Source organism: Aquiluna sp. Uisw_065, from assembly GCF_047731275.1.
GTDB lineage: Bacteria > Actinomycetota > Actinomycetes > Actinomycetales > Microbacteriaceae > Aquiluna.
In genome coordinates, this window is record NZ_CP159836.1 from 768,490 (window position 1) to 785,841 (window position 17,352).

Sequence of the window (17,352 nt, forward strand, 5' to 3'; positions counted from 1 at the left end):
CAGGAGGCTTATTATGAACGAACTCAATTTCCTGGAGCGCCTACTCGAGCCTCAGCCAATAATCCTGTCCGGCGGCTACCTATTTGAGGCCGAGAGACGCGGATACCTAACCGCGGGTGAATTTGTTCCGTTGGTAGCGCTCGAGCATCCCGAGGTTCTGAAGCAAATTACCACTGACTTCCTAAGAGCAGGCAGTGACATCGCTCTCGCATTTACATATAACGGTCACCGAGAAAAAATGAAGCTTCTGGGGCAGGAGCATCTGCTGGAGCCACTAAACAGGGCGGCGATGTCGATCGCCAGAGAAGCGGCTGGCGAGCAGCGAGTGGCTCAGTCACGAGACATTTATGTTGCAGGAAACATTTCCAATTCGAACATCTTCGACCCGGCTGATGACTCCTCCAAATCGGCAGTTCGGATGATGTATCGGGAGATGATTAACTGGGCAAAAGAAGGTGGCGCCGACCTTATTTTGGCCGAGACTATGTACTACTTCGAAGAAGCAAAGATCGCACTCGAAGAAATACAGCACGCAGGGCTACCCTCGATAATCAATGTGGCGATCTTTGCCAACGGCGTGCTGCGCGATGGAGTCTCTGCACAAGATGCATGCAGAAGGTTGGCAGCAGCTGGAGCCGACGTGGTCGGAACCAATTGTTTTCACGGCCCCCAGACAATTCGACCCATAGTCGAGGCGATAGTTGAAACAACCACAGGGCATAACGTTTGCGCGATGCCGGCAACCTATCGCACAACCGCGAAACACCCCACGCTATTTAATCTTCCTGACCCACTAAACACGGCAAGCCTCCGGCATGCGAGGACGTTTCCAGACGCTCTGGAAGCTCAAAATTCCAACAGATATGAGACGGCTGAGTTTGGGAAATTTGCTCTTGACCTTGGGGTAAAGGTTATTGGCCTTTGCTGCGGTGCAAGCGTTATCCATCATCGACAACTGGCCGAAGGTCTTGGAAGACAGACTTATTTATCTAAATACTCGCCAGACATGAGCAAGCACTTCTTGTTTGGCGACGAAAATGTTATTCCAGCCAGCTCGACGCAGTTTGGGTCTAAGGCCTAATCGGCACCTGCCCTAAACCCCAATAGGCCCGACACCGAGCATGAGTAAAATCGCATTGAACAAAGATGCCAGAACCAGCAATGGAAAGATCACCCGCGGTGGAGATTGCCTCAGGCTCAATACCGACGCCACTCCCGCCAACAAGATTGTTGCCACTAAACCGACTAAACCGACAATGGGCGCCAAGGTATCGCTTTGATAAACAGCAATACTTGAAGCCAGAATTGCTGTTGCAGCAATTACCAGCGCAGAGATCTTTTGGCCGACAATGTGCGGAAGCGCTCGAACCCCAGTGGCTCTGTCCTCCAAAAGGTCAGGCAATGTATTGGCGAAGTGCGCCGAGACTCCCAGCAGAGCTGCGACAACCACAACCCAAGCGGGTGGTATCTGGCTCTGCTCGAGGCTCAGGGTCACAAACACTGGCAGAATACCAAAACCAACTGCGTAGGGAAGAACTGAAAAGGCAGTTGCCTTGAGCCCGAGGTTGTAGGCCCAACCCGCAACCAGCATGAAGACCATCCAGCCAAGGCTCTCCCACCCGAGCAAGCCGGCTGCCAAAAGCGCCGTGAAGCCCGCTGCAAAGGATGAGTTTCGGACAAGCGAAGAGGTTAGTGAGCCCTTTGCTACAGGCTTGTCGGTACGCCCGGAAGCCCGGTCTCGTGCAAGGTCTAACCAGTCGTTGGATAACCCCACCGAAAACTGCTGCAATAAGACCGCGAGCCCGACAAGTGCAATCCTGTCTACCCCCAAGCCAACACCCACTGCAAATAACATGGAAAAGAGTGCCACGGCGAGTGAAGGCATCGGGTGCGAAGACCTGAACAGAAGGCTCAGCCTGCTAACGAGCATCGTCAGCGAGCCAAGCGATTTACAACCAAGCCGAATACCCAGGGAAGTCTGCTTGCGAGTGGAACAATGGCCATTCTGATCGGTGAATTGGCTGCTGAGATAAGGCCCTGAGTCAAAACCCTAAAGTCTCTGCTTACTCGGCGCCAAGCTTTTTCATAACTTGCCGGCTTGTTAATCAAAATGCATTCAATCGCCACTTTTGCCTGGGCAAAACCTAACCTCAGGCCCTCACCGGTAATTGCATCCACGTATCCGGAAGCATCCCCAACCAACAAAATTCGACCCTTGGTGCGTGCGGTGGTTAGCTGAGGGAATGAACCGGCTCCACTCCGCTGAGACGCCGGTGCAGCACCTTCTAGCCTTTTCGCGAGCTCTGGGATACCAGCTATGGTTTCATCAAAGTCAGTGGCCTTTGGCCCAAGGACTGCAACGCCAACCTGGTTCTCTGCCACAGGAGTTATGTATACCTCAGCAGTCTTGGTGTAGAAGACTTCAATAAATTCAGACCACGGTGCAACATGGAAATGCTGCCTGATTCCAAAGCGTTTTGACCGCCTTGGTGAAACCTCCTTCACTAATCCAGCAGCCTTGGCAATACTAGAATGCAATCCATCTGCGGCAATTAGGTATCGACCTGGAACGCTCTCACCATTTGAGCACGATGCAACTAGGCCGCTATCAGCTTCAGCAACTGAACTAACGGATGCTTCTACAAAAACCACTCCAAGCTCGTCAGAACGGGACCTTAGGCTCCCGTGAAGCTCCGTGCGCCGAACGCCCTTACCTACGCCACTGGAAAATTTATGAGACACAACGTGCCCACCGCTTCGATAGGTAACCCCGGCCAGATCACGTCCCATGGGATAAACGCCCAACCTTGCTAATAGTGGAATTGCTCCAGGCATTAGCCCCTCGCCACACGCCTTGTCTATTACACCGCTGCGCGGCTCAATAACAACGGCCGATAGGCCGCTCAAACGGGCCTCAATCGCCGCTGCCATGCCCACTGGCCCCCCTCCGACGACAATCACGTCGTAGCTTGTCATCTAAGACCTTTCAGTGCCTTGTTTTCTGTCGGAATCCTGAACCCAAGCAGAAGCACGGCATTGAGAGCCGTGAACACGACGGCTGTTATCCACGCCGAGTGAACCATGGGCAAAGCTATACCTTCGATAGCTACAACCCAGTAGTTGGGGTGACGCAGCCAAGAAAGCGAATAGGGACCTTTTTTTACACGCTGGGCTCCGGGGATCACGATCACTCGGGTATTCCACTGGGACCCGAGTGCCCAGATAAACCAATACCTTGCCGCTTGACAACCGATAGCAACAGCAAGAAATATCCAGCCCGGAGCGCCCGGAAATTGGCGGTCGAAAATAATAACTTCGACCATTGCACCGATTAATAAGGCAGTGTGCAGAGCAATCATGGCCGGCAGATGACCACGGCCGTATTCGACGCCACCGGATTCGAACGCTCGTTTAGCATTTCTAGTTGAAACAACAAGCTCGTAAATCCGCTCTGCACCCGTTGCCAAGATAAGACCGATAAATAGCATCACGCTGATTGTCAAAATCATGTCCACTCCAACAGCACAAGCTCAAGCGAAACTCCCGGGCCAACAGCAAATAGCACCCCAATTGTTGAGGCAGGTTGCTGGTAAAGACCGCTCAACACATGAAGGACCGCGGCGGAGGACATATTTCCCGCCTTGGCCATAACATCCCAGCTCGCGGCAAAGTCAGAATCAGCTAAATCCAGAGATGAGGCGAAGGCTTCAAGAATCTTCGGACCACCAGGGTGTGCTATCCAGACATCAATGTCTTCACGGGAGAGCCCTTGTTGACCAAGAAGCACGTCAACCTCGTCTGCAAAGTGCTCCATTATCATCTCGGGCACTCCGGCTTCGAGCATTAGCGAGAGGCCACTTGCGCCGATCTTCCATCCAATGAGAGATTCCGTGTCCGAATATAAAGTACTTCTGGTTGCCTTGACAGTTATGCCAGTCAACGATTTGGGGTGCTCATTACCCACCATCACAACCGCTGCTGCACCATCACCGAAGATTCCCGTGCCAACATAGTTGGCCATAGATCGATCTTCCCATTGGATAGTTAGTGAGCAGAGTTCAACAGAAACAACCAGAGCCACTGCCTTAGGATCACCCAGAAGATAATCCGCGACTCGTGCTATTCCCGCAGCACCTCCAGCACAGCCAAGCCCAAAACTTGGAATCCGTTTGAGGTCTGACCGGAATCCCATTCGAGCAGCAAGCAATACATCCAGAGCAGGAGCGCCAACCCCCGTCACCGTGGTGAAGAAAAGATGATCAACTTCTGCAGCATTTAGCCCGGCCTTTTCAAGAGCTCTTGATGTGCAATCCTCCACCAGCGCCAGGGCGTGTTGCGCAAAAAGTGTATTCGCCTTTGTGAATGATTCGATGTCTGTATATTCCGAAATCGGTAAAACAAAGTGACGTTGTTCAATTTTGGTATTGCTGTGGAGTCTCTCTAGTACAGCTCTAGCTCCGTCAGTCGGTGCAAGCCTTGGTGCCAAAGCGGCGGTAACTTCGGATTGAGAATGAACATGCTCAGGCAGGGACGTTTGGACTTGAATGATCATTGCCGACATTCATCTGCTCCCAGCTCTTTCTTCAAGTGTAACTAGGTGAGAGGTGGTCGAGGCTTCCCTGGGTCACCCAGTTGCAGGCAAAGGTGTCCGAAAGTGGGGCGTGCGGGACTTGAACCCGCGACCGAACGATTATGAGTCGTTTGCTCTAACCAGCTGAGCTAACGCCCCCAACCTAACTAGATTCTAGCTAATCCAGCTAGCCCGGCGCGTCCAAAGCGCCATGGGTATCAAAAAATCTACAGCAGGTTAGGTATCTTTTGTTCCTCCGCGACATTGGCACGACGGAACCAGAAAGTGACGGCCGTAGAGACCAGCACGATAAACAGCGAGTAAAGTGCGGGAACAATCAGGATGAGGCCAACGTCTGCGGTGCCGCCAAAAGTCAAAAGAACAATGGCAATGGCTAGAGGGCCATTTTGAATCCCAGTCTCGAGAGCGATAGTCCTGACGTTCATTGGGTGCAATTTAAGTAATTTGGCCAGCACAAAGGCGATTGCGATACCGAAGAGCCCAAGACCAATGGCTACGACATATGTTTGCCAGGGAGTATCCGCCAGTAGTGCCCAGTTCCTTGGAACCCAGGTCGCCAGCAGAAATAGGATGAAAAACAATCCAAAGAAGCCACCCATTAGCTCCAGGAAGGCGCCTATGTTCGCGCTAAACCTTCTCAAAATCATGCCGAATAGTACAGGTATCAAGAGCAAGAAAAGAGTCGCCACGATGTTGGTAATCGGTATTTGAAATTGCTCGTCATCGGCGAAAAGAAGCATCCCGTAAAAGGTGAGCACCAGAGGAGTCATGAGCAGTGCCCAAAGGGTGGAGTTAGTGGTCATAATGACGCTAAGAGCCAAGTTGCCCTTCGAAAAATACGCAAATATATTAGAAGTGGTCCCAGCAGGTACTGAACCCATAAGCAGAGCGCCCAATGCCACTGGGGCCGCATATTCCATCGGGAGCTGGAAGAGCAGCGTGGCTATGAGGGTAAAAGCCAGAAGCGGCATTATCCCAAACTGGGTAACCCACCCAATTATCAAGCCCCAAGGTCTTCGAATTGCGAGTTTAAAATCTCGTGGAGTTAGACCAGAACCAAGACCGAACATAATCACGAAAACCATAGCCACCAAGAGATTCTGCTCGAAGGGTGTTACTACGTCCTGCTCAGAGACAGTAACCTGCTCCAATAAAATCATGGCCATGTTCATTAGTTACCGTCCTTATCGATTCGGTCGATCGGTTTAGTCTCGGTGATTTCACCAGCGAGGGCCGCTGCGCGGAGTTTACGTCGCAAGATCTTGCCTATGGGGCTCTTGGGTAGCTCGTCCACAAAAATGACTTGCTGTGGCACCTTATAGGCGGCCATGTGCTCACGGCAATGCGCGAGGATATCGCCGGCGGAAGGAGCCGGCTGCGAGGTCACTACATAAGCTCGAACCTTCTCGCCGCTTTTCTCATCCGGTATTCCTATGACTCCGACTTCCAGCACACCTGTAGCCGCCGCAATCTGTTCTTCAACCTCGTTGGGGTACACATTGAAGCCGCTGACCAAAATCATGTCCTTCTTTCGATCAACAATTGTGAAGTAACCGTCGTGGTCAACCTGGGCGACATCACCGGTATACAGCCAGCCATCTTGAAGTGTCGACGATGACTCTTCCGGTCGCTGCCAATAGCCCTGCATGATCTGTGGACCCCTGGCAATTAGCTCACCAGGTTCGCCAACCCCGACTTCCACTCCCTTTTCGTCGACACAGCGAATTTCGGTCGATGGAACAGGAATGCCAATCGTGCCATCCTTTTGTAAACCACCCAAGGGGTTGAAAGTCAGAACAGGTGATGACTCGGTAAGCCCATAACCCTCGACAATCGGAGTACCGGTTACTTCTCTCCAGCGTTTGGCAACGGACTCGTGCAAAGCCATACCTCCGGCGGCGGATGCTCTTAGGTACTTTGGCGAACCGTCCGTAAACCAGCGTTCGTTCAGCAAGGCGCTAAACAAAGTGTTTACTCCAGACAGCCAGGTCACTTTATAGTTTTCAAAGGCGCGCTTTAGGTTGCTTGGTGGTCTCGGCGATGGAACCAAGATGTTCCTGGCCCCCAGGTGATAAAAACCCAGAAGGTTTACTGTGAAAGCAAAGATGTGATATAGCGGCAGAGCTGTCAGAACAATCTCCGCCCCGGGCCTCATGTAAGCGCCACACATGGAAATCATCTGAAGCGTGTTGTTTACTAAATTCCCATGCGTCAGCATCGCACCCTTTGACACTCCAGTCGTTCCGCCGGTGTACTGGAGAGCCGCAATACTCTCAGGACCAACAGCGTCAAGGTATCCAGAAGATTCTTTGCTGGACGAAGCTCTTTTGCCAAGGGCCAGAGCATCTCTAAAGCTGATGTGATCGACTGTGATCTTCGGGAGCGTCTTGCTCCAATACTTCTGAGTCAGATTAATAATTCCGGCTACAGGGCCGGGAAAGAACTCGGAAAGGCTTACGGTGACAACGTTTTTTATCTCGGTCTTTTCGATAATCCCAGGTAGCCGATCAGCGAACATGTCTATCACGACCAATGCACTTACGCCCGAATCAGCGAACTGATGCAACATCTCAGTTTGTGTGTATAGAGGGTTAGTGTTCACCAAAACGCATCCAGCCTTCAAGACACCAAATGCAACTATTGGATAGCTCAAACAATTAGGCATCTGAACCGCAACACGCTCGCCAGTTACAAGCCCCGCCTCCTCGCGAAGATAAGAGGCAAAGTCATCGCTGAGTTTGTCAATCTGATCAAAGGTCAAAGATCCGTTCATGCCATTGGGCATGCACTGAGTAAAAGCGATTGTCTTTGAGTACTTTTTTGACGCAACTGCCAATAAGTCCGGGAGGTTGCGGAAAGAGTGAGCCTCTAACTCGTGTGGCACGTCTGACGGGTAGTGATTTAACCATGCGTGCTGTGACATGAAAGCCCTTCGCCTATGTTGCCAGCTTCGGGTTAAAGACCCCGACGCTGGAGAGTTTCCTCAATACTAATTAGGTTTTTGCCAACTTTGTCAAACATTGAGCACACTAGACGAAAATTAAATTTAGAAAAATCACGCACTTTTATTTAGGGACTATTTCCAATTAATCGTCGCGTTTGCGTCGAAACTTCTTTGCAGCATCGCCTAGTTCGCTTCGAAACTCGGAAAGTTGCTCCCTGACCTCTTCGCGGACCTCGCTTAACCTTTCCCTGGCCTCATCGGCTGCACCGGAGAATCTTCCTCGCGCGCTCTCTGACGCACCCTCTGCGCGGCGTCTAAGGTTTAGAGCTTCTGCCCTGAACTCCTCTACTCGTTTCCTAAGGGAAGCCGATAGACGACCAATTGGCAGAAGGTACTCGGGCTGATTATCGGCTGTAGTTGGAACATCAGCGCCAGTGCCTCGATAGAGATCTTCAAAAATGCTGATGGTTGTTCCAATGTCATGCGACTGAATCAAATGCAAAGAGTTCTCACTGAGCCTTGCAAGCTCTTTTTCGTCGGCCGAAAGCACAAGCTCCAAGCGATTTTTTAGAGCATCCGCGTCATCCGGGGTAAATAAGTAGCCGTTATCTCCGTCGTGAACCAAATGAGGAAGAGCCATTGCGTCTGCGGCTATGACTGGTCGTCCAGAAGCCATTGCCTCCATTGTCGCAATGGACTGTAACTCAGCTATAGAGGGCATGACAAAAACTGTGCAGCTCTCATAAATCCCCGCTAGCTCTTGGTCAGTAACATGCCCCAAAAACTCAACCCGGCTCGAAATACCCAGCAAAGCGGCCTGACGCTGCAAGCGCTCGCGCTCACCGCCATCTCCAACCAGTCGCAATTTTAGATTTGGAAATTTATCTAATTTACTAATGGCATTTAGCAAAATATTGATTCTCTTCTCGTTGTCCAATCGGCCCACGAACAGTGCCACCGGCTCCTTGTTCTGAGTTGGAGTCCGGTTGGCAAACCTTGTGGCGTCAATGCCGCAGCTAATTGCAAGAACCCCCTCAACGCGAGCCGAGTTCTCCAGTAGATCGGCTGCACGTCTTGTGGGTGTGGTCAGAGCATCCATCTTCCGCAAGACCCTGCCTGCGTCCCACCAAAGAAACTTGATGGCAAGCGGGTGCATAAATTTTGGCACGAAAGAATACTTTAGAAGATTCTCAGGCATCGTGTGATTGGTGGCGATCCTCCGGAGCGACATTCCTCTGGTTGCACGAATTGCGAATCGTCCAACCATCAGATGCGACTGTATGTGCAGGGCGTCCGGCTGTTGCTCGAGAATAATTCTCTTTAGCTCCCTAGTTAGCCCAAAGGGAGATGTAAATCGATGGCTTTTATGGTTTGGCATCTTGTGACTCTTGAGTCGGTGCACGGTCATTTTGGCGCCGTCGTGTTCTTCCACCCTTGTGCCAGACCAACCGTCCAGACTGGGAGCAATAATTGCTACTTCGTTGCCATTTCTAACAAGACCACCTGCCAATCGCTCAGCAAATTTGGCCGCTCCGTTAATGTCCGGTGCAAAAGTGTCACAGGCGATGAGAACCTTAATCGGTTGGCTCACTGTTACCCTTCTCGGTCAACTGCGGGTGGAATTTATTCAAAGCAAGCACTCCAGATACGGCAATAGTACCGGCCAATACGTAACTAAACACCTGTCCAAGACTGGATGCTTCGGCCTCGCCAAGAATTACGATGCCGATCATAACTGCGACCGCAGGATCGATGACGGTCAGCCCCGCGATGACCAGATCGGGAGGTCCAGACGCGTAAGCGTTTTGAACGAACCAACCACCCAGCACCGTTGCGCCGACTAAGGAAATCAGCGCAAGCAGGGTAAGCAGGTCGTAGTCCTCTTGCAAAATTCGCTGAATAACGACCTTCGCCAGCGAGGCCACGAAACCGTAGAGCACCCCTGCACCAAAAATGTACTGCAGCGCACTCACTTTGCCCTTGGACCGCCAAAACAAGAGACCAAACATTAGAAGCAAGACGAATAGTATGCCGACCACCTGAAGTAGTTTCTCGTTGCTCATCTCGACAGCCACAGCACTAGAGGCTGCGACTGCGACAAATCCGCCCACGCCTAGTGTCGTTAGAGCAATGGCAATGAAAGTGCTTTTATTAAGTCGAACCCTGTATATCCTGGCATTCAGTATCGAGGTCATAATGAGCGCAATCGCGCCGATCGGCTGAACCACGATCAAGGGAGCCAGCGCGAGCGCTGAAAGCTGAAAAAGAATTGCAAGAACTAGAAAACTTGTCCCAGTCAGCCATCTTGGTCTTCTTAGAAGATCAGCAATCTGCTTGAGGCTCAGAGATCCCGGCTTAGGGCGACTTGGGGCATGGTGCTTAGTAACTGCGTCATTTTGAAACTGTGCGCCGAGTGAGAGGAAAATCGCTCCGATTACAGCGAGGACAATAGCGAATGCCCTAACAATCTCGGGTGAAAACAAACCTTTTTCTCCTGTCGGACTGGAAGCCCTAAAAGCCTAGACCACCAAGCTGAAATTCCTCCGTCAGATTCAGTAAAATGGGGGTCGTGACCTTGTATAAAATTCGAATAACCGGCGACCCAGCGCTCCATACACGAGCCCTGGAAGTCCTGGCGATAGATGATTACATCCGCGAGTTGGTGGCGGACATGTTCGAGACCATGGATGCGGCGCCCGGCGTAGGACTAGCTGCGACACAAATTGGAGCCGGGCTCAGGATTTTTGTCTACTCGTACAGCACTGACGATCAGGAAGTACGTGGTGTTGCAATCAATCCACAGCTTTCTATCTCAGAATTTTCTGACGAGGAACTAGATGAAGAGGCTGATGCCGAGGGTTGTCTATCGATCCCCGGAGAAAGATTTCCTCTGAAGCGAGCGAATCGTGCCCTATTAATGGCCACTGACTTAGATGGCCACGGTTACCAAATTGAAGCCGAGGGTTGGCTTGCTCGAATCTTTCAACATGAGTTCGACCATCTAGAGGGAATGCTCTATGCAGACCGGCTAGTGAAGCCGCACAAGAGGCTTATGAAAAAGGCAATAAAAGAGAACGAATGGGGCGTACCAGGATTGTCATGGTCGCCTGGGCAAGACTATCTAGAACCCTAAAAACCGTACCCCCGCAGCCACGATCGCACCGGCTAGCACAACGAAAATGTACGGAACCCGCATCGCCAAAAGAGCTCCTGCCACAACTAGGGCAGCTGCTCGCGCGTCAAGAATCAGAACACTCTGAGATGAAAACCCCTGAAGAACTACTAGTGCTGCTAGCAGAGAAACAGTCATGCGCTCGGCAATCAGCCTTCCACGCCCTCCAATAAGACGACCAGGAATCAAGAAGCCTAGAATTTTCCAGCTGTAGACGGCCAAAGAAGCGAAGATTACCGTGCTGATCATTTTTTACCCCCGATTGGGAGCAAAGCGACAACGGCCGCCAACAAAACAGGCACACCGGCTGGGGTGAGGGGAATTGCCACTAGTGCGACCAGCGCGCCTACAGCGGCCAGAGCTAAGTTATTTTTTAATCTGGGCCAGAGGAGCCCTAAGAAGGCTGCTGCTGCTGCGCCATCCAGGCCCCAGGCCTCAACTGATCCAAAAAGGTTCCCAGCCAACGCCCCCATCAGAGTTGCTGTGTTCCAAAAAATAAATACCGCTCCGCCAGTCAGCCAAAAGCCAATTTTTTGATCAAGCGGTCTCTCTTGAGCTGCCGAAACAGCGTTTGACTCGTCAATCGTCAACTGCGCCGCCAGCAGACGCCACAGCCCCCTAGGGCCGATTACGGTATTCAATCGAAGTCCATAAAAGGAGTTTCGGACACCCATTAGCCATGCCGACGAAATGGCGGTGATAGGTGCTCCCCCAGCAGCGATGATGCCAACGAATGCAAATTGACTTGCACCCGAAAACATCAACAGGCTCAGCAGCATGACGGCCGGAACCCCTAGACCCGCGGCCGAACCAATAGCGCCAAAGGAAAGGCCGTAAAGGCCAGTGGCCAGGCCTACGGAAAGTGACGTGGAAATTACTCGCCTGCTCATGCCTTCTCCAGGAAAAGTATGGCTCCTCGGCTTGGACTCGAACCAAGAACCTATCGATTAACAGTCGATTGCTCTGCCAATTGAGCTACCGAGGAATGCATCCCTAGAGACACGGCACAATATTAGCAGATTCGTGAGCTATTTCATCAACTCGCGACGTTCTGATTCCAAAGCCATCAATTCTTGTTGGACTTGAGCCAATTGTTCTGGGCTCGCGGTCGAGTCGATTCGTCTAAGCGCAGCCATTAGATCGACTTTTTCTCGAGCCAAAGTATTGAGCATCGCCGTTCTTACGACACCAACCGCGTATTTGGTCAGTGCGGCCTCGTTAGCTACGGGAAGGTTCGCAAGTGCCAAGGACCGGATGACTTCTAAATCCTCTGGCAAAACGTGGGTGGCCAATAGATTCGCGAAGCCATCCTCGGCTAAATGCATAGAGTTCATATTCGCCACCTCGAGAATTCGATGATGCTGTGAGACGGAAAAACCCGAAGCCAACATGCGGCGAAGCTGCTCGGGACTAAAAGCCCCGGGGGCTTGAACCAAGACCTCTAGTATTTGCCTCTCCATTCGAGCCTGAGGAGTAATTACCTCGGGAGTAGGAATTCCGGTCTGTCTCATTGGCTCTACTCGCTGTTGAACCTGCCTGGTCACACCAGCCCGAACCATTTGTTCTACTTCGGAGGAATCGAGAGACACCCAGTCCGCTAGGGCTTTTACGTATCCTGACTTGAGCGCAGGATCGGTAATCTCGGCAACAACTGGAGCTGCCGCCCTCGCGGCAGCGACCCTCGAATCAAGATCCCCAAGAGAAAACTGGCTTATTCGATGGCGAATTACGAACTCAAACAGCGGCTTCTTTGATCCAAGCATTTTTGAAATCGCCCCATCGCCCATTTTCTGACGAAGGTCAGCAGGATCAAGACCATCTGGTCCACTTGCGACAAAGGTTAGGGCGTTGAACTTTGAGCTGTCCCCGTAGACCCGAAGTGCAGCCTTCTCGCCAGCAGCATCTGGATCGAAGGTGAAAATTACTTCGGCCGGATCGCTTGTTTGACCCAATAATCGATTGATTATGCGAATGTGCTCTTCACCAAAAGCCGTGCCACAAGTTGCGACCGCAGTCTCCACTCCGGCTAGATGACAGGCCATGACATCGGTGTAGCCCTCTACGACAACGATCTGCCTTGACTTGACGATTGCCTTGCGGGCTAAATCAAGGCCATAAAGAACGCTCGACTTGTGATAGACGGGAGTCTCTGGAGTGTTTAGGTACTTCGGGCCCTGGTCGTCTTCATAAAGCTTTCTGGCACCGAACCCAAGAACCTGCGAGTTTGCGTCTCGGATCGGCCACAGCACTCGCCCGCGAAAGCGGTCGTAACCACCCTTATCGCTCTCCATCGCCAAACCCGCAGATACAAGCTCCTGCATTTGATAACCCGCAGCCGTTGCTGCCTCGATCAAATTCTGCCAACCCTTTGGAGCATAACCAATGCCGAAAGTTGAAAAGCTTGCCAATTCGAATCCTCGAGACAGCAGAAAATCTTGAGCAGCTTGCCCTTCCGCAGATTGCAATTGCCCCTGGTAATAATCTGCCGCAAATTTATTTAGAGCCAGCAGCCTGGACCTTGTTGAGCCCTCGTCGCTTCCCTCCTCAAACTTCAGCTGATAGCCGACCTTGTCGGCCAAACGCTGAACAGCATCGGCAAAACTAACTGACTCGATCTCCTGAATGAACTTGTAAATATCACCACCAACTCCACAGCCAAAGCAGTGATAGAACGCGGGATTAGCTCGGACGTTGAAGCTGGGTGATTTCTCATCATGAAATGGGCACAAACCCTTGAAAGAGCCAGAGCTTGCTGCCTTAAGAGAGACGTAGCCGCCAACAATCTCCACAATGTCCGCGCGCTCTTTTAGCTCCTCAATGTCCCCTTGGGATACTCGACCAGCCATAACTGAATCCTATGCTCTTGTGCCGCGGTGAAGAGCGACAGCTGCGGGGTCAGTAAGTGATGCCACGTAATCCACGATGGCGCGTTTCTGAGACTTGTGGTCCTTTGCAGCTACCCAGGCCTCGGAACCGGTCGAGTCTAGGCCTGCGCCATTTTTGGATAGCAGGGTTTCGGCGAGCTCCACGAGTAGAGTCCGCTGGTCCTCATAATAGGGCTGCCTGGAATTCTCCGTCATCACTGAAGAAGCCACGATTCCTTTCAGCACGGCAATCTCGCTCTTAACTCGGCTGGGAACAGATACTCCGGCGCTAAAACGACTCAAAGTGCCCTTTTTTGACTCTTCCAGAACGGCACTGGTAGTTCGAGAAACAAAAGAGCCAATCAGGTCGCTGGCTAGATTCTTGAGACTTGCCAAGTGCCTCGGTGATCCGTCAAATGATTTGAGCCAGTGACTGGAGGATTGCAGAGATAAAAGGGCTTCCTCTAGCTCTGATTTTGAATAAGAGCCCTCAGACCACTTGCTTATGTCCTCGATTAAGGAGTCTTTCGAGCTGGACACCGAGATCAAAGAGGGATTTACAAATCCTTCCACTATTGAATCCTCAAAATCATGCACAGAATAAGCAACATCATCGGCAAAATCCATAATTTGAGCCTCGACACACTTCGCGCCCTCGGGAGCTTGCTGCCTCATCCAATCAAAGACTTCTACATCGTCGTCATACACGCCAAATTTTGTTACGCTGTCGAATTCGGCCGCCCTAGCCAGGGGCCAGGGATACTTTGTCGCCGCATCCATGGAAGCTCTCGTAAGATTCAAGCCCCTCGAGATGCCGCTATCGTCGTAAATTTTTGGCTCAAGCCTGGTCAAGATTCTGAATGTTTGTGCGTTCCCCTCAAAACCGCCAATGTCGGCGGCCCAGAAGTTTAGAGCAGACTCTCCGTTGTGGCCGAAAGGTGGATGACCGAGATCATGAGCTAGGCAGCCCATATCCACTAGATCCGGGTTTACTCCCAGAGCTGTAGCCAACTCCCTGCCAACCTGAGCAACCTCGAGCGAATGAGTAAGTCTTGTCCTTGCAAAATCCCCCGAGCTCGGGGATAGAACTTGAGTCTTCGCGCTCAGCTTCCGGAACGCCGCCGAGTGCAAAACTCTCGCTCGGTCCCGCGCAAATTCTCCGCGGCCTTCCATTTGAGATCCGGGTTGGCCCACAAACCGCTCGAGGTCTCGAGGGTCATAGCCGCTCTCCGTTTTGGCGACCATACCTATCCCCCTGAGACTGAAAGTTCCGCGAACTCCAGCTGAGATCGGTGAGTGTCGCTCAGTTCCCTAGAATCCAACCAACCCTCTGGCAGTGAACACTTCTTTAGCGAGCCGAGCCTGCCCCGTGGGCCCTCGGCTTCTTCACCCGGGTAGGGCGCATCTCGTTCTAGAGAACCCAACAAATCGGATGCCTGCTGCAGCGACTCGACCCTTGCAAGATCGGCCCTAAACTCTCCACCAACCGGGTAGCCCTTGAAATACCACGCAACGTGTTTTCTAATGTCTCGGCATGCCCGGCCTTCTTCCTCGAAGAACTCAGTCAAGAGTTCGGCGTGGCGATAGAACGCGTCGGCCACCTCACCAAGTGAAGGCATTACCTCTTCTACTTTTGGATTCTTGTCACCAGCTAGATAGCCCGCAATTGCCCGTTCAAGATCCTGGAACAGCCATGGCCTACCAAGGCATCCTCTGCCAACAACAATTCCGTCCACTCCGGTTTTATCCATCATGGACACCGCGTCCTGTGCGGACCAGATATCGCCGTTACCAAGTACTTGAACATCTGGCAATGACGCTCGAAGTTCGGCGATGGCGTCCCAGTCTGCTCTCCCAGAGTAGAAATCCTCCGCGGTTCGCCCATGGAGGGCCACCGCAGTAACTCCTGCGTCACGAGCAGCCTTTCCAGCGTCCAAAAACGTCAGGTGATCTTGATCTATGCCCTTACGCATTTTGACTGTCACGGGGATAGTTCCAGCTGCCTTTACGGCTGATTGAACAATGGCCTCAAACAGCTCCGATTTCCAAGGTAGGGCTGCTCCCCCACCCTTTCGGGTGACTTTCGCAACGGGGCAACCAAAGTTCAAGTCGATATGATCTGCTCGGTCTTCTTGAACGAGCATCTCGATAGCCCTAGAAATTGTTGTGGGGTCGACTCCGTACAACTGGACTGACCGAAACTTCTCCGACTCATGATGCCCAATAAGGCGCATCGACTCCTCGGTTCTCTCAACTAGCGCTCTTGAGGTAACCATCTCCGAGACAAATAGGCCATTGCCGAACTCGCGACAGAGCCTCCTGAAGGCTGTGTTAGTGATGCCGGCCATTGGTGCCAGCACGACTGGCACCTCGAAGGTCTTAGTTCCGTACGTTAATCCCAATTAACTAACTGAGTCTCTCAAATAAGTAGCTTGCGACCTTGTCCAAAGACACCCGCTCCTGAGCCATCGAATCTCGCTCACGAATAGTAACGGACTGATCATCGGCAGTCTCAAAGTCAATCGTTATGCAAAAAGGAGTTCCAATTTCATCCTGTCTGCGATACCTGCGTCCAATGGCACCTGAGTCATCGAAGTCAATGTTCCAGTTCTTGCGAAGCTCAGCCGCCAAAGACTTAGCAATTGGGTTAAGAGCCTCATTCCTGCTCAGCGGCAAAACCGCTGCCTTGACAGGCGAAAGTCGATAATCAAGTCGAAGCACGGTTCTTGTATCGACGCCGCCCTTCGCGTTAGGCGCCTCGTCCTCGGAATACGCATCGACCATGAATGCCATGAGGGACCTGGTGAGTCCCGCCGCTGGCTCAATAACGAAGGGAGTCCAACGCTTTTCCTCGGTTTGATCAAAGTAGCTCAAATCGACACCTGATGAAGCCGAGTGAGTCTTTAGGTCAAAATCGGTTCGGTTTGCGATTCCCTCAAGCTCACCGAATTCTCCGCCCTGAAATCCAAAACGGTATTCGATATCAACGGTCCGTTTGGAGTAATGCGACAGCTTTTCCTTCGGGTGATCAAACAGTCGAAGGTTATCCGGATTAATTCCAAGGTCTAGATACCAGTTATGGCGCTGCTCGATCCAGTATTCGTGCCACTTTTCATCTTCGCCGGGCTTTACAAAAAACTCCATTTCCATCTGCTCAAACTCACGAGTTCGAAAGATGAAGTTCCCCGGAGTAATTTCGTTGCGGAAGCTTTTTCCCATTTGCCCAATTCCAAATGGAGGCTTCATCCTGGAAACATTCTGAACATTGTTGAAATTTACGAATATCCCCTGAGCAGTCTCAGGCCGCAGGTAGTGCATTCCGGTGTCATCATCGACTGGACCCAACGAAGTCTTCAAAAGGCCGTTGAAGCTCTTTGGCTCAGTCCAGGATTCTTTGACCCCACAGTTTGGGCAGGCTATCTCTGCCATCGACTTGGGAGCCCTGGACTTCTTTTCTTCAAAGGCTTCCTCGAGATGATCCTGACGAAAGCGCTTGTGGCAGCTGGTGCACTCAATCAATGGATCGACAAATGCCTCAACGTGACCAGAAGATTCCCAAACCTTCGTCGGCAAAATAATGGAGCTATCAAGTCCAACAACGTCATCTCTTCCAGACACTACGGACTGCCACCACTGACGCTTGATGTTTTCTTTTAGCTCAACTCCGAGTGGGCCGTAGTCCCAAGCCGATCTCGAACCACCGTAAATCTCGCCAGCCTGAAACACAAAGCCTCTGCGTTTTGCAAGCGAAATTACCTGGTCGAGCTTCTGATTGGCCATT

The 17,352-nt window shown here is 51.8% G+C and carries 16 protein-coding genes and 2 tRNA genes; 2 read left to right on the top strand and 16 right to left on the bottom strand.

Translation table 11 applies throughout. The features are described from left to right. Window positions 1–13 precede the first annotated feature (13 nt). Window positions 14–1,081: a homocysteine S-methyltransferase family protein gene (locus ABXT50_RS03845; RefSeq protein WP_415273588.1), complete on the top strand. Its 1,068-nt coding sequence runs from the start codon at window positions 14–16 to the stop codon at window positions 1,079–1,081. Window positions 1,082–1,093: 12 nt separating this feature from the next. Here the strand turns inward: ABXT50_RS03845 and ABXT50_RS03850 are convergent, their stop codons facing one another. The 9 genes from ABXT50_RS03850 to ABXT50_RS03890 form a co-directional block, all read right to left on the bottom strand. Further along, a complete protein-coding gene (locus ABXT50_RS03850) occupies window positions 1,094–1,930 on the bottom strand; it encodes a UbiA family prenyltransferase (RefSeq protein WP_415273589.1) in 837 nt (278 codons plus the stop codon). A gap of 2 nt (window positions 1,931–1,932) precedes the next feature. Beyond that, a complete protein-coding gene (locus ABXT50_RS03855) occupies window positions 1,933–2,976 on the bottom strand; it encodes an NAD(P)/FAD-dependent oxidoreductase (RefSeq protein ID WP_415273590.1) in 1,044 nt (347 codons plus the stop codon). Beyond that, the gene (locus tag ABXT50_RS03860) at window positions 2,973–3,509 is read right to left on the bottom strand and encodes an isoprenylcysteine carboxyl methyltransferase family protein (protein ID WP_415273591.1); all 537 of its coding nucleotides are present in this window, start codon (window positions 3,507–3,509) and stop codon (window positions 2,973–2,975) included. Before ABXT50_RS03860 ends, ABXT50_RS03855 begins: the two co-directional genes overlap by 4 nt. Then, window positions 3,506–4,561, bottom strand: a complete 1,056-nt coding sequence (locus tag ABXT50_RS03865; protein WP_415273592.1) for a type III polyketide synthase — start codon at window positions 4,559–4,561, stop codon at window positions 3,506–3,508. The genes ABXT50_RS03860 and ABXT50_RS03865 overlap by 4 nt, the downstream gene beginning before the upstream one ends. A 94-nt stretch (window positions 4,562–4,655) precedes the next feature. After that, window positions 4,656–4,729, bottom strand: a tRNA-Ile gene (locus ABXT50_RS03870). Between the two features lie 68 nt (window positions 4,730–4,797). Next, window positions 4,798–5,763 (bottom strand): hypothetical protein, encoded by a 966-nt coding sequence (locus ABXT50_RS03875; RefSeq protein WP_415273593.1) that lies wholly within the window; start codon window positions 5,761–5,763, stop codon window positions 4,798–4,800. Continuing rightward, window positions 5,763–7,514: an AMP-binding protein gene (locus tag ABXT50_RS03880; RefSeq protein WP_415273594.1), complete on the bottom strand. Its 1,752-nt coding sequence runs from the start codon at window positions 7,512–7,514 to the stop codon at window positions 5,763–5,765. The genes ABXT50_RS03875 and ABXT50_RS03880 overlap by 1 nt, the downstream gene beginning before the upstream one ends. A gap of 163 nt (window positions 7,515–7,677) precedes the next feature. Continuing rightward, window positions 7,678–9,126 (bottom strand): glycosyltransferase, encoded by a 1,449-nt coding sequence (locus ABXT50_RS03885; RefSeq protein ID WP_415273595.1) that lies wholly within the window; start codon window positions 9,124–9,126, stop codon window positions 7,678–7,680. Then, the gene (locus tag ABXT50_RS03890; RefSeq protein ID WP_415273596.1) at window positions 9,110–10,018 is read right to left on the bottom strand and encodes a DMT family transporter; all 909 of its coding nucleotides are present in this window, start codon (window positions 10,016–10,018) and stop codon (window positions 9,110–9,112) included. Before ABXT50_RS03890 ends, ABXT50_RS03885 begins: the two co-directional genes overlap by 17 nt. Before the next feature lie 86 nt (window positions 10,019–10,104). Between ABXT50_RS03890 and def the strand changes: the two genes are divergently transcribed. Further along, complete coding sequence (gene def, locus ABXT50_RS03895) at window positions 10,105–10,668, top strand: peptide deformylase (protein WP_415273597.1); 564 nt, start codon at window positions 10,105–10,107, stop codon at window positions 10,666–10,668. On the opposite strand, the gene ABXT50_RS03900 is transcribed toward def, so the two are convergent. The 7 genes from ABXT50_RS03900 to ABXT50_RS03930 all read right to left on the bottom strand — a co-directional run bounded on the left by ABXT50_RS03900 (window position 10,657) and on the right by ABXT50_RS03930 (window position 17,351). Continuing rightward, complete coding sequence (locus ABXT50_RS03900; RefSeq protein ID WP_415273598.1) at window positions 10,657–10,956, bottom strand: AzlD domain-containing protein; 300 nt, start codon at window positions 10,954–10,956, stop codon at window positions 10,657–10,659. The genes def and ABXT50_RS03900 overlap by 12 nt on opposite strands. Continuing rightward, window positions 10,953–11,597 carry an AzlC family ABC transporter permease gene (locus ABXT50_RS03905; RefSeq protein WP_415273599.1) on the bottom strand — a complete coding sequence of 215 codons (645 nt, stop codon included), beginning with the start codon at window positions 11,595–11,597 and terminating at the stop codon, window positions 10,953–10,955. Before ABXT50_RS03905 ends, ABXT50_RS03900 begins: the two co-directional genes overlap by 4 nt. A 19-nt stretch (window positions 11,598–11,616) precedes the next feature. Continuing rightward, a tRNA-Asn gene (locus tag ABXT50_RS03910) sits at window positions 11,617–11,692 on the bottom strand. 43 nt (window positions 11,693–11,735) lie between these two features. Further along, a complete protein-coding gene (dnaG, locus tag ABXT50_RS03915; protein WP_415273600.1) occupies window positions 11,736–13,553 on the bottom strand; it encodes a DNA primase in 1,818 nt (605 codons plus the stop codon). 9 nt (window positions 13,554–13,562) lie between these two features. Beyond that, window positions 13,563–14,816, bottom strand: coding sequence for a deoxyguanosinetriphosphate triphosphohydrolase (locus ABXT50_RS03920; protein ID WP_415273601.1), 1,254 nt, complete (start codon window positions 14,814–14,816; stop codon window positions 13,563–13,565). A gap of 2 nt (window positions 14,817–14,818) precedes the next feature. Beyond that, entirely contained in the window at window positions 14,819–15,919 is a 1,101-nt protein-coding gene (gene dusB / locus ABXT50_RS03925) for a tRNA dihydrouridine synthase DusB (protein WP_415274805.1), read from the bottom strand. A gap of 58 nt (window positions 15,920–15,977) precedes the next feature. Next, window positions 15,978–17,351, bottom strand: coding sequence for a glycine--tRNA ligase (locus ABXT50_RS03930; RefSeq protein WP_415273602.1), 1,374 nt, complete (start codon window positions 17,349–17,351; stop codon window positions 15,978–15,980). Window position 17,352 lies beyond the last annotated feature (1 nt).

Bases quoted from the DNA above. Each gene is read 5' to 3' on its own strand.
- ABXT50_RS03845 (WP_415273588.1), top strand. From the start codon at position 14: ATGAACGAACTCAATTTCCTGGAGCGCCTACTCGAGCCTCAGCCAATA.
- ABXT50_RS03850 (WP_415273589.1), bottom strand. From the start codon at position 1,930: ATGCTCGTTAGCAGGCTGAGCCTTCTGTTCAGGTCTTCGCACCCGATG.
- ABXT50_RS03855 (WP_415273590.1), bottom strand. From the start codon at position 2,976: ATGACAAGCTACGACGTGATTGTCGTCGGAGGGGGGCCAGTGGGCATG.
- ABXT50_RS03860 (WP_415273591.1), bottom strand. From the start codon at position 3,509: ATGATTTTGACAATCAGCGTGATGCTATTTATCGGTCTTATCTTGGCA.
- ABXT50_RS03865 (WP_415273592.1), bottom strand. From the start codon at position 4,561: ATGTCGGCAATGATCATTCAAGTCCAAACGTCCCTGCCTGAGCATGTT.
- ABXT50_RS03875 (WP_415273593.1), bottom strand. From the start codon at position 5,763: ATGAACATGGCCATGATTTTATTGGAGCAGGTTACTGTCTCTGAGCAG.
- ABXT50_RS03880 (WP_415273594.1), bottom strand. From the start codon at position 7,514: ATGTCACAGCACGCATGGTTAAATCACTACCCGTCAGACGTGCCACAC.
- ABXT50_RS03900 (WP_415273598.1), bottom strand. From the start codon at position 10,956: ATGATCAGCACGGTAATCTTCGCTTCTTTGGCCGTCTACAGCTGGAAA.
- ABXT50_RS03905 (WP_415273599.1), bottom strand. From the start codon at position 11,597: ATGAGCAGGCGAGTAATTTCCACGTCACTTTCCGTAGGCCTGGCCACT.
- dnaG (WP_415273600.1), bottom strand. From the start codon at position 13,553: ATGGCTGGTCGAGTATCCCAAGGGGACATTGAGGAGCTAAAAGAGCGC.
- ABXT50_RS03920 (WP_415273601.1), bottom strand. From the start codon at position 14,816: ATGGTCGCCAAAACGGAGAGCGGCTATGACCCTCGAGACCTCGAGCGG.
- dusB (WP_415274805.1), bottom strand. From the start codon at position 15,919: ATGGCCGGCATCACTAACACAGCCTTCAGGAGGCTCTGTCGCGAGTTC.
- ABXT50_RS03930 (WP_415273602.1), bottom strand. From the start codon at position 17,351: ATGGCCAATCAGAAGCTCGACCAGGTAATTTCGCTTGCAAAACGCAGA.